This is a genomic window from Neotabrizicola sp. VNH66, assembly GCF_049445895.1.
GTDB lineage: Bacteria > Pseudomonadota > Alphaproteobacteria > Rhodobacterales > Rhodobacteraceae > Pseudogemmobacter.
This window is the reverse complement of the sequence record NZ_JBMSDW010000008.1, coordinates 188433-201205: the sequence shown is the minus strand read 5'-3', so window position 1 is coordinate 201205 and position 12773 is coordinate 188433. Positions and strand designations below refer to the sequence as shown.

11 protein-coding genes are annotated in these 12773 nt (G+C 67.1%); 7 read left to right on the top strand and 4 right to left on the bottom strand.

The window, feature by feature from the left end:
- The first annotated feature begins 32 nt into the window (after positions 1–32).
- Positions 33–2159, top strand: coding sequence for a methylmalonyl-CoA mutase (gene scpA, locus ACO2Q5_RS13680; protein WP_423291929.1), 2127 nt, complete (start codon positions 33–35; stop codon positions 2157–2159).
- Positions 2160–2300: 141 nt separating this feature from the next.
- Complete coding sequence (locus tag ACO2Q5_RS13675; RefSeq protein ID WP_423291927.1) at positions 2301–2918, top strand: class I SAM-dependent methyltransferase; 618 nt, start codon at positions 2301–2303, stop codon at positions 2916–2918.
- Here the strand turns inward: ACO2Q5_RS13675 and ACO2Q5_RS13670 are convergent.
- On the bottom strand, positions 2915–3847 hold the full coding sequence (locus ACO2Q5_RS13670) for an L-lactate dehydrogenase (RefSeq protein WP_423291925.1): 933 nt from the start codon (positions 3845–3847) through the stop codon (positions 2915–2917). The genes ACO2Q5_RS13675 and ACO2Q5_RS13670 overlap by 4 nt on opposite strands.
- 260 nt (positions 3848–4107) lie before the next feature.
- On the opposite strand from ACO2Q5_RS13670, the gene ACO2Q5_RS13665 reads away from it, so the two are divergent.
- From ACO2Q5_RS13665 to ACO2Q5_RS13645, 5 genes are all read left to right on the top strand, one after another.
- The gene (locus ACO2Q5_RS13665; protein WP_423291923.1) at positions 4108–5274 is read left to right on the top strand and encodes a peptidoglycan glycosyltransferase FtsW; all 1167 of its coding nucleotides are present in this window, start codon (positions 4108–4110) and stop codon (positions 5272–5274) included.
- A complete protein-coding gene (locus ACO2Q5_RS13660) occupies positions 5271–6362 on the top strand; it encodes a UDP-N-acetylglucosamine--N-acetylmuramyl-(pentapeptide) pyrophosphoryl-undecaprenol N-acetylglucosamine transferase (RefSeq protein ID WP_423291921.1) in 1092 nt (363 codons plus the stop codon). Before ACO2Q5_RS13665 ends, ACO2Q5_RS13660 begins: the two co-directional genes overlap by 4 nt.
- Positions 6359–7786: a UDP-N-acetylmuramate--L-alanine ligase gene (gene murC, locus ACO2Q5_RS13655; protein ID WP_423291919.1), complete on the top strand. Its 1428-nt coding sequence runs from the start codon at positions 6359–6361 to the stop codon at positions 7784–7786. The genes ACO2Q5_RS13660 and murC overlap by 4 nt, the downstream gene beginning before the upstream one ends.
- Positions 7783–8037 carry a DUF2484 family protein gene (locus ACO2Q5_RS13650; protein ID WP_423291917.1) on the top strand — a complete coding sequence of 85 codons (255 nt, stop codon included), beginning with the start codon at positions 7783–7785 and terminating at the stop codon, positions 8035–8037. Before murC ends, ACO2Q5_RS13650 begins: the two co-directional genes overlap by 4 nt.
- Positions 8038–8318: 281 nt before the next feature.
- Complete coding sequence (locus ACO2Q5_RS13645) at positions 8319–9119, top strand: hypothetical protein (RefSeq protein ID WP_423291915.1); 801 nt, start codon at positions 8319–8321, stop codon at positions 9117–9119.
- Here the strand turns inward: ACO2Q5_RS13645 and recN are convergent.
- The 3 genes from recN to lpxC form a co-directional block, all read right to left on the bottom strand.
- Complete coding sequence (gene recN / locus ACO2Q5_RS13640) at positions 9116–10759, bottom strand: DNA repair protein RecN (RefSeq protein ID WP_423291913.1); 1644 nt, start codon at positions 10757–10759, stop codon at positions 9116–9118. The two genes, ACO2Q5_RS13645 and recN, sit on opposite strands and share 4 nt — an antisense overlap.
- Positions 10760–10792: 33 nt before the next feature.
- Positions 10793–11638 (bottom strand): outer membrane protein assembly factor BamD, encoded by an 846-nt coding sequence (locus ACO2Q5_RS13635; protein ID WP_423292013.1) that lies wholly within the window; start codon positions 11636–11638, stop codon positions 10793–10795.
- Between the two features lie 153 nt (positions 11639–11791).
- The gene (lpxC, locus tag ACO2Q5_RS13630; protein ID WP_423291911.1) at positions 11792–12724 is read right to left on the bottom strand and encodes a UDP-3-O-acyl-N-acetylglucosamine deacetylase; all 933 of its coding nucleotides are present in this window, start codon (positions 12722–12724) and stop codon (positions 11792–11794) included.
- Positions 12725–12773 lie beyond the last annotated feature (49 nt).

The window sequence follows — 12773 nt, the reverse complement described above, 5'->3', positions numbered from 1 at the left end:
GCGGGCAGATGCCCCGCGGAACGGAGTAGGGAATGACGGATCGCAAGGCATGGGAGGCGCTGGCCTCGAAGGAACTGAAGGGCAAGGGCCCGGACAGCCTGAACTGGCAGACGCTGGAAGGGATCACCGTCAAGCCGCTGTATACGGCCGAAGACGTGCAGGGCCTGCCCCAGATGGGAGAGATGCCGGGCATCGCCCCCTTTACCCGCGGTGTGCGCGCCACGATGTATGCGGGCCGGCCGTGGACGATCCGGCAATATGCGGGCTTTTCTACCGCCGAAGAGTCGAACGCATTCTACCGAAAGGCTTTGGCCGCCGGGCAGCAGGGGGTGTCCGTCGCGTTCGACCTTGCCACGCACCGGGGCTATGACAGTGACCACCCGCGCGTGGTGGGCGATGTGGGCAAGGCGGGCGTGGCCATCGACTCGGTCGAGGACATGAAGATCCTGTTCGATGGCATCCCGCTGGATAAAGTCAGCGTTTCCATGACGATGAACGGCGCCGTAATCCCGATTCTGGCGAATTTCATCGTGACCGGGGAAGAGCAGGGCCATTCCCGCGCGCTGCTGTCCGGCACGATCCAGAACGACATCCTGAAAGAGTTCATGGTGCGGAACACCTATATCTATCCGCCCGAACCTTCGATGAAGATCATCGCCGATATCATCGAATACACCTCGAAAGAGATGCCCAAGTTCAACTCGATCTCGATCTCCGGCTATCACATGCAGGAGGCGGGCGCGAACCTTGTGCAGGAGCTGGCCTATACCCTGGCCGACGGGCGGGAATATGTCCGGGCCGCGCTGGCGGCAGGCATGAATGTCGATGATTTCGCCGGGCGGCTGTCGTTCTTCTTTGCCATCGGCATGAATTTCTTCATGGAGGCGGCCAAGCTGCGGGCGGCGCGTCTTCTGTGGACGCGGATCATGAAGGAATTCAACCCGCAGAAAAGCGGCAGCCTGATGCTGCGGACCCATTGCCAGACCTCCGGCGTGTCCTTGCAGGAGGCCGACCCCTACAACAATGTGATCCGCACCGCCTATGAGGCGATGGCGGCAGCCTTGGGCGGCACGCAAAGCCTGCACACCAATGCGCTGGATGAGGCGATTGCCCTGCCGACCGAATTCAGCGCCCGGATCGCACGGAACACCCAGCTGATCTTGCAGGAGGAAACCGGGATCACTCATGTGGTGGATCCGCTGGCGGGGTCCTATTACGTCGAAAGCCTGACGGCGGAACTGGCGGAAAAGGCCTGGGCGCTGATCGAAGAGGTGGAGGCGATGGGTGGCATGACCAAAGCCGTCGCCTCTGGCATGCCGAAGCTGCGGATTGAGGAAACGGCGGCGCGGCGGCAGGCGATGATCGACCGCGGCGAAGAGGTGATCGTCGGCGTCAACAAATACCGCAAGGCCAGCGAAGACCCGATCGACATTCTGGACATCGACAACGTCAAGGTGCGCGACGCGCAGATCGCCCGGCTGGAACACATCCGCGCGACCCGCGATCAGGCGGCCTGCGATGCGGCGCTTCTGGAACTGGGCCGCCGCACGGTGGAAGGCGGCAACCTTCTGGAGGCTGCGGTGGAATGCGCCCGTGCGCGGGCCACGGTGGGCGAGATCAGTCTGGCAATGGAAGGCACCTTCGGGCGCCACAGGGCGGAGGTCAGGACTTTGGCAGGGGTTTATGGGGCCGCCTATGAGGGCGATGAGGGATTTGCCCAGATCCAGCGCGATGTGGAGCTGTTTGCCGAGGATGAAGGGCGCCGCCCGCGCATGCTGGTGGTGAAAATGGGGCAGGACGGCCATGACCGCGGCGCCAAGGTCATTGCCACCGCCTTTGCCGACATCGGCTTTGACGTGGATGTGGGGCCTTTGTTCCAGACGCCGGAAGAGGCCGCGCAGGATGCCATCGACAATGACGTGCATGTGGTCGGCATCTCGTCGCAGGCGGCCGGGCACAAGACGCTGGCGCCGAAGCTGATCGAGGCCCTGAAGGCGCAGGGGGCGGGCGACATTCTGGTCATCTGCGGCGGCGTGATCCCGCAGCAGGACTACGACTTCTTGAAAGCGGCGGGGGTAAAGGCGATCTTCGGTCCGGGGACGAATATTCCCGCTGCGGCAAAGGATATCCTCGACCTGATCCGGGCCGCGCGGGCCTGAGGCGGGCGCGCTCATGGTGCGGGCCTTGCGGCCCGCGCGCCTTTGTCCCGGCCCCGCGCCTTGCGCGCGGGACCGGCGAGCGGGGGCGCTGCCCCCGGGTCAGCCGGGGCGGCTGACCTCCCCCGGGATATTTGGACCAATATGAAAGGCGCAGGTTTGGCAGAGGCGGATCACGGGCATGAGGCGGTCTATGACCGCAGCGCGGCAGAGTGGCACGAGGGACGTGCGGAGTTCTATCCGGAGCGTCCGTGGATCGACCGTCTGGCCGCAGGTTTGGCACCGCGGGCGGCGGTGCTGGATCTGGGCTGCGGCAGCGGCCATCCGGTGGCGGCTGATCTGACCGGGCGGGGCTTTGCGGTGACGGGCCTTGATTTTTCCGCCGCCATGCTGGCGGTGGCGCGGCAGGCGATGCCGGGGGGCACATGGGTGCAGGGCGATATGCGCGCGCTGGATCTGGGCGCAACCTTCGCCGCGGTGATCGCCTGGGACAGTTTTTTCCACCTGACCGCGGCGGAGCAGGCGGCGCTGATCCCGCGGATCGCTGCGCATCTGGTGCCGGGCGGGTGGTTCCTTTACACCGCCGGGCCGCAAGAGGGCGAAGTCTGGGGCGCGGTGTCCGGCGGGCCGGTCTATCATGCCAGCCTGTCGCCCGCGGGCTATGCCGCCGCGCTGGAGGGCTGCGGCATGATCCTGCGCCGCTTCGTGGCCGAAGACCCGGAAACCGCCGGGCGCAGCGTCTATTTGGCCGAACGGCGTTAGAGCCGCAGTTCGGCCGCGGTCTCGGCCAGAAGCCGGGCCGAGCGGGCCAGCGCGGCGGTCTCCTCCGGATCGAGGCCGGGGTCCAGATCGGCCAGCACGCCGTCGCGGCCCAGAACCCGGGGCAGTGACAGGGTGGCGCCGGTGACGCCGGCCACCTCGGGCGTGCGGATCGAGACTGACAGCACCGAATGTTCGTCGCTTGCGATGGCGCGCACGATCCGCGCCAGCCCGGCGCCGATGCCGAACCATGTGGCGCCCTTGCCTTCGATGATGCGATAGGCGGCGCGGCGGACGCCGTCGTCGATCCGGGCGCGGATTTCCCCGGTCAGCGGGCGGCCCATCTGGCGCGCGACCTGATCCAGCGCCCCGGTGCCGGCCCGGGCCGAGGACCAGACCAGCACCTCGCTGTCGCCATGTTCGCCCAATACATAGGCGTGAAAGCTTTGCGGGGCGATGCCGATGTGGCGCGACAGCAGGCTGCGGAAGCGGGCGGTGTCGAGGATGGTGCCCGAGCCGATGACCCGCCCCGGCGGCAGGCCCGAGAGCCGGGTGGCGATATCGGTCATGATGTCCACCGGATTGGTGGCGACAAGAAGGATCGCTTCCGGTGCCGCCTGTGCGATCTGGCCCAGGATTTCGGCGAAGACCGCGGCATTGCGTTCCAAGAGGGCCAGACGGGTTTCGCCGGACTTCTGGCTGACCCCGGCGGCAAGGATGATCAGCCCGGCGCCCTCCAGCTCGGCGATCTCTCCGGCGCGCAGGATCACGGGCGAGAGGAAGGGCACCGCATGGGCGATATCCTCGGCTTGGGCCCGGGCAAGGGCGGGGTTGCGGTCGCAGAGGATGATTTCCCGCGCGGCCCCGTCGCAGGCAATGGCAAAGGCCGCCTGTGCGCCGACCGCGCCAGCCCCGACAATTCCGATCCGCATCCTCTGGCCCTCCTGATCGCGGGAGCAGAGTGGCAGAGCCCCGCGCCGCGGCAAAGCGCAAAGCCGCCCCGCCGCCGGGACGCAACGGGGAATGCGGGACGCGCGGCGGGTCGGTTGCATATCCGGCAGGCGCGGGTGCCGGACAGACAGGGGCGCGCCGGTTTTCCCTAGCCAGAGCCCCGCTTTGCCGTTACAGTTTCCGATCAAGAGCCCGGGGGGAACATCCGGGCCAGAGGCAGATAATCCGAGGCGGTATTCCCATGACTGAGATGGTCTATGGCTCGTCCCCTGTTGCGGTGCGCGATCCCGTTTTGCCGCGGTGGTGGCGCACGATCGACCGCTGGGCGATGACGTCGGTCTTCGTCCTGTTCGGGATCGGTCTGCTTCTGGGGCTGGCCGCCTCGGTGCCGCTGGCCAGCCGCAACGGGTTGGAGCCGTTCTTCTATGTCCAGAAACAGGCGATGTTCGGGGCCATGGGGCTGGCGGTGATGTTGGGCCTGTCGATGGCCTCGCCCGCGCTGGTGCGGCGGCTGGGCATCCTTGGCTTTCTGGGGGCGCTGGTCCTTGTCATGCTGCTGCCCGTCGTGGGGCAGGATCACGGCAAAGGCGCGGTGCGCTGGCTGTCGCTGGGCGGCTTCTCGTTGCAGCCGTCCGAGTTTCTGAAGCCCGGTTTCGTGATCGTGACCGCCTGGCTGATGGCGGCCGCGCAGGAGGTGAACGGCCCGCCCGGCAAGCTGATCTCTTTCGGGCTGCTGACGGTCGTGGTGGGGTTTCTGGCCATGCAGCCTGACTTTGGCCAGTCTGCGCTGATCGTCTTTGCCTGGGGCGTGGTCTATTTCGTGGCCGGTGCGCCGATGGTGCTGATCGCCAGCGTTGCAGGCATCGTCGCGGCGGGCGGGTTCTTTGCCTATACGGCCTCGGAACACTTTGCCCGCCGGATCGACGGCTTCCTGTCGCCCGACGTGGATCCGCGGACCCAGCTGGGCTATGCCGCCAATGCCATTCAGGAGGGCGGCTTCTTCGGCGTGGGCGTGGGCGAGGGGCAGGTGAAATGGTCGCTGCCCGATGCGCATACCGATTTCATCATTGCCGTCGCGGCCGAGGAATACGGGCTTCTGCTGGTGCTGCTGATCCTGACGTTGTTCGGCGTGGTGGTGGTGCGGTCGCTGATTCGGCTGATGGCGGAGCGGGATCCGTTCATCCGGCTGGCGGGCTCGGGCCTTGCCTGCATCTTCGGGGTGCAGGCGATGATCAACATGGGTGTGGCCGTGCGCCTTCTGCCCGCAAAGGGCATGACGCTGCCCTTCGTCAGCTACGGCGGGTCGTCCGTCATCGCGGCGGGGATCACCGTGGGCATGCTTTTGGCGCTGACCCGGTCGCGCCCGCGGGACCGCATGGCCGAACTCTTCGGGCGGCGGCGCGGATGACGAAGCTTCTCCTCATCGCGGCGGGGGGCACCGGCGGCCATATGTTCCCGGCGCAGGCGCTGGCCGAGACGATGCTGGCGCGCGGCTGGCGGGTAAAACTGTCCACCGATGACCGCGGGGCGCGCTATGCGGGCGGCTTTCCGGCCGAGGTGAAGGTGGAGACGGTCTCCTCGGCCACCTTTGCGCGCGGGGGCGCTCTGGCACGGGCCGCAGTGCCGTTCCGCATCGCGGGCGGTGTGATCGGCGCAACGTTCCGCATGATGCTCGACAAGCCCGATGTCGTGGTGGGCTTTGGCGGCTATCCGTCCATCCCGGCGCTGTCGGCGGCCTGGCTGCTGCGGCGGCCGCGGATGATCCATGAACAGAACGGCGTTCTGGGCCGGGTGAACCGGGTCTTTGCAGGCCGGGTGGACAAGGTGGCCTGCGGCACCTGGCCGACCGAGCTGCCGCAGGGCGTGACGGGTGAGAACACCGGCAATCCGGTGCGCGCCGCCGTGCGCGAACGTGCCGCCGCGCCCTATATCCCGCCGGGTGACTATCCGATGAGCCTTGTGGTCATCGGCGGCTCGCAGGGGGCGCGCATCCTGTCGGATGTGGTGCCCGCAGCGGTGGCGCTGCTGCCCGAGGGCCTGCGCGACAATCTGCGGGTGGCGCATCAGGCCCGTGACGAGGATGCCGAACGCGCCGCCGCCGCCTATGCCGCTGCGGGCGTCCGGGCCGAGGTCCAGCCCTTCTTTGCCGACATTCCCCGCCGCCTGTCCGAGGCGCAGCTGGTCATCAGCCGCTCTGGTGCGTCTTCGGTGGCGGATATCTCGATCATCGGGCGTCCGTCGATCCTGATCCCCTTTGCTGCGGCCATTGCCGACCACCAGACCGCCAATGCCCGCGGTCTGACCGAGGCGGGGGCGGCGGTGCTGATCCCGGAAAAGCTGCTTGACCCTGCCGCGCTGAGCGCGCAAATGGCGGCGATCCTCGGGCACCCCGCTGCGGCCGAAACCATGGCCGCCCATGCGCTTTCGCAAGGCAAGCCCGACGCGGCCGCACGTCTGGCCGCCCTTGTCGAAGAACTTGCAGGAGACCTGCCATGAATGCAGCCACCAAGCTGCCGCTGGAATTGGGCCCGATTCATTTCGTGGGAATGGGCGGGATCGGCATGTCGGGGATCGCCGAAGTGCTGATCACGCTGGGCTATCGGGTCCAGGGCTCGGATTCCAAGGCGTCGAAGATCACCGACCGTCTGGTGAAGCTGGGCGCCACCTTCTTCGAAGGGCAGGCCGCCGCGAATATCGGCGACGGGGTGTCTGTGGTCGTGATTTCCTCGGCCATCAAGAAGGGCAACCCCGAGCTGGAAGAGGCCCGTCGCCGCAAGCTGCCGGTCGTGCGCCGGGCCGAGATGCTGGCCGAGCTGATGCGGATGCGGTCGAACATCGCCGTCGCGGGCACCCATGGCAAGACCACGACCACCACCATGGTGGCCACTCTGCTGGACAAAGGCGGCTTCGACCCCACCGTGATCAACGGCGGCGTGATCCATGCCTATGGATCGAACGCCCGCGCAGGCGCCGGCGAATGGATGGTGGTCGAGGCGGATGAGAGCGACGGTTCCTTCAACCGGCTGCCCGCAACCATCGCCATCGTGACGAACATCGACCCCGAGCATATGGAGCATTGGGGCACCATCGACGCCCTGCGCCGCGGGTTCCAGGATTTCGTGTCGAACATCCCGTTCTATGGCCTTGCCGTCTGCTGCACCGACCACCCCGAGGTTCAGGCGCTGGTCGGCCGCGTCACCGACCGCCGCATCGTCACCTTCGGCTTCAACGCGCAGGCCGATGTGCGGGCGGTGAATGTCAGGTTCGAAAACGGCAAGTCGTGCTTTGATGTCGTGCTTCAGAATGAAGGCGAAGGTTCGGTTATTGAAGGCTGCGAATTGCCGATGCCGGGCAATCACAATGTCTCGAACGCGCTGGCCGCGGTGGCGGTCGCCCGCCATCTGGGCATGAAGCGCGAGGAAATCCGCGAGGCTCTGGCTGCCTTCGGGGGTGTCAATCGCCGCTTCACCAAGGTGGCCGAGGTCAATGGGGTCACCATCATCGACGATTACGGCCACCACCCGGTTGAGATTTCCGCCGTGCTGAAGGCCGCGCGTCAGGCCGTCTCGGCCACGCCGGGCGCCCGCGTCATCGCCATTCACCAGCCGCACCGCTACAGCCGCCTGTCCGGCCTGTTCGAGGATTTCTGCACCTGCTTCAACGAGGCGGATGTGGTCGCCATCGCCGATGTCTATGCCGCGGGCGAAGACCCGATCCCCGGCGCCAGCCGTGATGACCTTGTGGCCGGGTTGATCGCCCATGGCCACCGCCATGCGCGTGCCTGTCTGGACGAGGCGGATCTGGCGCGACTGTTCCGTGAACAGGCCCGGCCGGGCGATATCTTTGTCTGCCTTGGCGCGGGCACCATCTCGGCCTGGGCCAATGCGCTTCCGGCCAAGCTGACGGCGCAGGCCGCATGACGGCGGCGCTGATCGGCGGTTTCCTCTGGCTGGTCGTGGCGAACCTTATCGCCATGCTGCCCTCGCGCGACCAGCATTGGCGCGCGGCCTATGGGCTGATTGCCGTGGGCATCCCGCTTCTGGGCTGGGTGACCTGGACGGCAGGGCCGCTTTGGGGGCTGCTGTTCCTTGCAGGCGGTGCCTCGGTCCTGCGCTGGCCGCTGATCCACCTGTGGCGCGGGTTGCGCGGCAGCCGCGATCCGGCAGAGTAAGTCAGCGCCGCGCGCGGAACAATCTGCGCGGAGGCAGGCAGGCGCGCTCGGCCGTTTCCAGTTCCGGGAAGATCATGGGCAGGTGAAAGGCGCGCAGGGCGGTTTTCAGCGGGGCGAGCATGGCATCTCCTGTGACAGTCCTCCCCGGGGTCAAGATAATGCCGCATTGCAGCATTGCCAGCGCTTTGACCGCAACCCCGCCCTGACCATGCTGCATGGCCGGAAATCCTTGCCGACCGGGCGATCCGCCGCCACCATGGCCGCACCCGCAGGAGGCCCGGATGCGCGCGATTGCCCTATGCCTTGCCCTGATCCTTCCGCTTGCCGCCGCCGCGCAGGACCGCATACAGGTGGACCTGCCGGACGGGTCGCTGGTCATCCAGCTGGACCGCGACAATTTCCGCGCCGTTGTGTCTGACGGACGATCTTCGGTGCAACTGGCGACCGCCTATCTGCCCGATGTGGTGGCGCGCACCGCGCAATCGGTGCTGCTGGCAACGTCGACCGGCGGGTCGATGTGCGCGCCCGATCTGGTCTGGGTCACGATTGCCCCTGCGGGCCTGTGGGCCACGCCCAATTTCGGCACCTGCGGCGGCAGCCCTGAGATGCGGCAGACCGAAGGCGGGCCGATGGCGGTGATGTCCCGGTCGGACAACAGCGGCATCTCCGGCTTTGTTTTCGACGGGGTGACGGTGACCGAGGTGGATCTGGGCCTTGCCCCGGCCGGTGTCACGAACCCGCGCGATGCCGCGCAGTGGGAGGGGAAATGGCCGTGGGATGTGCTGGGCGCGGCCGAAATGGAGCCTGTCCTGCTGGGCATCGTCTCCCCCGCCGTTCTGGCCGAGGTGCGGCTGGCCGCCGTCCTGTCCGCGGTGCCGATGACCCGCGACGGCGATTGGGTGGCGGGCGCCGGATGCGAGGCGCATAACTGCAACGCCTCACGCGCGGGGGTGGCGATTTCGACCCGCGACGGACGGGTGATCCTGGCGCGCTGGATAAAGGGGCAGGGCGGCACGCTGTATGGCACGCCGGACAGCGCGCTGCCCGCGGTGATCCAGAACGTCCTGAACGGGGTGTTCTAGGCCGCCAGCAGCGCCTGCGCTGCCGCTCGGGCGGCGTCGGTCACGGTATCCCCGGCCAGCATGCGGGCGATCTCCTCGACCCGCTCAGCCTTGGACAAAGCGGTCACGGTCGAGGTGGTGACATCCGCCTTCACCCGCTTTTCCACCCGCCAGTGATGCGCGCCAAGCGCCGCCACCTGCGGCGAATGGGTCACGACCAGAACCTGTGCCGCAGCGGAGAGTGCCTTCAGCCGCCGCCCCACGGCATCGGCGGTGGCGCCGCCGACGCCGCGGTCGATCTCGTCAAAGATCATGGTCAACCCCTCGCCGCCGCCGGTCAGGCAGACCTTCAGCGCCAGAAGGAAGCGGCTGAGTTCCCCGCCCGAAGCGATACGGTTCAGCGCACCGGGCGGGGCGCCGGGGTTGGTGGCGACGGTGAATGTCACCTGATCCAGCCCCTCCGGCCCCGGTTCGGCCGCGTCCAGAACGGTGCGGAAGACCGCGCGTTCCATTTTCAGCGGCGCCAGCTCCGCCGCCATGGCCCGGTCCAGCCGGGTGGCCGCGGTGGCGCGCAGGGACGAGATGCGCTTTGCCTCAACCGCGAAGGCGGCTTCGGCGTCCCGCACCGCGGCCGAGAGCTTCGCCAGCCCGGCCTCGCCCGCGTCGATGGCGCCCAGCCGTGTCCGCAGGCCATCGGCATGGCTGGCCAGATCGTCGGGCGCCACGCCATGCTTGCGTGACAGGGCGCGGATGGCGAAGAGCCGTTCTTCGCAGGCTTCCAGCTCGGCCGGGTTGAAGTCGAGCGCCTCAAGACAGGCTTCGACCCCGGCCTGCGCCTCGGCCAGTTCGATCGTTGCACGCGCCAGCGCGGAGAGTGGCGCATCCAGACGACCTTCGGCCTTGTCCGAGGCGCCCTCCATCCAGCGCTGCGCATCGCGCATGCGGCCTTCGGCGCCGTCTTCGGACAAGGCGGCCAAGGCGCGCGACACATCCTCGCGGATGCGGGCGGCGCCCTGCATCAGGCGGCGTTTGGCGTCGAGCGTCGCCTCTTCGCCGGGCAGCGGGGCCAGCTTGTCCAGTTCCGCCACCGCATGGCGCAGGAAATCCTCATCGCTGCGGGCGCGGGCAATCTGCGCCTCCGCCTCATACAATGCGTCGCGGGCCTGTCGTTGCGCGGCCCAAAGCGTGCGCAGGGGCGCGGTGTCCAGCCCGGCAAAGGCATCCAGCAGCGCCCGGTGGCCGCGGGGGTTCAGCAACCCGCGGTCGTCATGCTGGCCGTGCAGCTCCACCAGCGTCTCCGACAGGCCGCGCAGCACCTCGGCCGAAACCCGGCGGTCATTGGCAAAGGCCTGGCGGCGGCCATCGGCATGGGCCAGACGGCGCAGGATCAGCTCATCCTCGGCCTCGATCCCGGCATCCTCCAGCAGGGCGCGGGCGGGGTGTTGGCCGGGCAGGTCGAAGACGGCGGTCACCTCGCCCCGGTCGGCGCCAAGGCGGACCAGGTCGGCCCGGCCCTTCCAGCCCAGCACCATGCCAAGCGCGTCAAGCAGGATGGATTTGCCGGCCCCGGTCTCTCCGGTCAGCACATTCAGCCCGGCGCCAAGCTCCAGCACCAGGCGGTCGATGATCAGGATATCGCGGATTTCAAGACTGCGCAGCATGGCAGGACCACAGGGCGGGCAGGGGGCCCACCCTTACAACCATTCGCCGCGGATCATCTGGCGGTAGATCTTCGACAGCCAGTTGTCACCCTTGACTTCGGGAGAAAGACCCTTGCCTTTCAACAGGTTGAACGCATCCTGATAGAAGGGCGAGGATTGGTAATTGTGGCCAAGGATCGCCGCCGCGGTCTGGGCCTCGGCATCGAAACCAAGCGCCAGATAGCATTCCACCAGACGATACAGCGCCTCGGCCGTGTGGGTGGTGGTCTGGAAATCCTGCACCACGCTGCGGAAGCGGTTCAGCGCCGCGGTATAATGCTTGCGCTTCAGGTAATAGCGCCCGATCTCCATTTCCTTCGCCGCCAGATGGTCGAAGGCGAGGTCGAATTTCAGGATGGCCGACTGGGCATATTCGCTGTCGGGATATTTCTCGATCACATCGCGCATGGCGACCAGCGCCTGGAACGTCAGGCCCTGATCCCGGCCCACATCCTCGATCTGGTCATAATAGGACAGCGCCAGCAGATACTGGGCATAGGCGGCGTCTTCGTCATCCGGGTAGAAATCGATGAAGCGCTGCGCGGCGGCGCGGGCTTCTTCATAATTCTTGGATTTGTGCAGTACGAAAGCCTGCATGATCAGCGCGCGCTTGGCATATGCCGTATAGGGATAAAGCCGCTCGATCTCCTGAAAATAGCGCAGGGCATCTTCGGGCTTGCCGTCGGATTCGAGCTTCAGCTCGCCCTGACGGTAAAGTTCGTCGGCCGTGAAGCTTTCGAAAGCCGGTTCCTTATTGGCCGAGCCGCCGCCGCAGGCCGAAAGCACCGCCGCAAGGGCCAAAGCCGCCCCGATCCGAACGCCCGCCGCCGTGCCTGCCATCTTCCGCTTGTCCAAACCTGTCTTCCTTGTCCGGCGCCCCCAAAAGGGCGCCGCCCGGGCGATTTGCCTTGTCCTAGCACAGAAAAATCGGCTGCGCAAAACGCCTTTCGTCAGGTTTCCGGGACTGGACGCGTGGTTTCGGCAGCACCGCCGTCAGGCGGCGTGACGGCGGGCCGAGGGCAGATCGCCCGCATGGACGCCCACGCCCGGCAGCTTTGCCCCCACAAAGGCGGCACAGCTTTCCAGCCGATAGGCTTCGGGATCGGCAAACAGTGCCCGCAACAGGCGGTTCGTCAGCGCATGGCCCGCACGATGGCCGGTATAGCGGCCCAGCAGGGGCGCACCGGCAAGCGAAAGATCGCCGACGGCATCCAGCATCTTGTGGCGCACGGGCTCATCCGGGTGGCGCAGGCCGCCCGGGCTGACCACGCGGTCGCCATCAAAGACCACCGCATTGTCCAGCGTGCCGCCAAGCGCCTGACCGCGGGCCTGCATCGCATCGACATCGGCCTGACGGCAGAAGGTGCGGCTGTCCGAGAGTTCGCGCACGAAGGCACCGTTGGACATCAGCAGGTGGCGTTCCTGTGTGCCGATGGCCGCTTCGTTGAATTCGATGCGGAAGTCGATTTCCAGCATGTCCGCCGGTTCCAGACGGGCCACGGCCTCGCCCTCGCGCACTTCGACGGCTTTCAGCACGCGGATCGTGCGCACTTCGGCCATTTGCGACCGCAGACCACGGGCAAGGAAGGCCGCGACGAAAGGTTCGGCCGAGCCGTCAAGGATCGGCACTTCCGGCCCGTCAATCTCGATCAGGGCGTTGTGGATCGCACAACCGGCCAACGCGGCCATCAGATGCTCGATCGTCGAGACCGAAACGCCATCGTCGTTTTCCACGATGGTGCACAGGCGCGACGGCGGCACCGCCGACCAGATCGCCGGAACCATGGCATCGACGCCAGAGACATCGGTGCGGCGGAACCAGATGCCATAATCGGCCGAGGCGGGACGCACCGTCATGCGCACAGGCCGACCGGAGTGAAGCCCCACTCCGGCAAAGCTGATCGCGGATTTCAGTGTATTCTGCACGAGCGTGCCTTCCCTTGATGCCTTCGGCCGGAACAACCGGGTCAACATG

Coding starts and splice junctions, on each gene's coding strand:
- recN (WP_423291913.1), bottom strand. CDS start 10,759: ATGCTGCGCAGTCTTGAAATCCGCGATATCCTGATCATCGACCGCCTG.
- ACO2Q5_RS13665 (WP_423291923.1), top strand. CDS start 4,108: ATGACTGAGATGGTCTATGGCTCGTCCCCTGTTGCGGTGCGCGATCCC.
- ACO2Q5_RS13650 (WP_423291917.1), top strand. CDS start 7,783: ATGACGGCGGCGCTGATCGGCGGTTTCCTCTGGCTGGTCGTGGCGAAC.
- murC (WP_423291919.1), top strand. CDS start 6,359: ATGAATGCAGCCACCAAGCTGCCGCTGGAATTGGGCCCGATTCATTTC.
- scpA (WP_423291929.1), top strand. CDS start 33: ATGACGGATCGCAAGGCATGGGAGGCGCTGGCCTCGAAGGAACTGAAG.
- ACO2Q5_RS13660 (WP_423291921.1), top strand. CDS start 5,271: ATGACGAAGCTTCTCCTCATCGCGGCGGGGGGCACCGGCGGCCATATG.
- ACO2Q5_RS13675 (WP_423291927.1), top strand. CDS start 2,301: ATGAAAGGCGCAGGTTTGGCAGAGGCGGATCACGGGCATGAGGCGGTC.
- ACO2Q5_RS13670 (WP_423291925.1), bottom strand. CDS start 3,847: ATGCGGATCGGAATTGTCGGGGCTGGCGCGGTCGGCGCACAGGCGGCC.
- ACO2Q5_RS13635 (WP_423292013.1), bottom strand. CDS start 11,638: ATGGCAGGCACGGCGGCGGGCGTTCGGATCGGGGCGGCTTTGGCCCTT.
- ACO2Q5_RS13645 (WP_423291915.1), top strand. CDS start 8,319: ATGCGCGCGATTGCCCTATGCCTTGCCCTGATCCTTCCGCTTGCCGCC.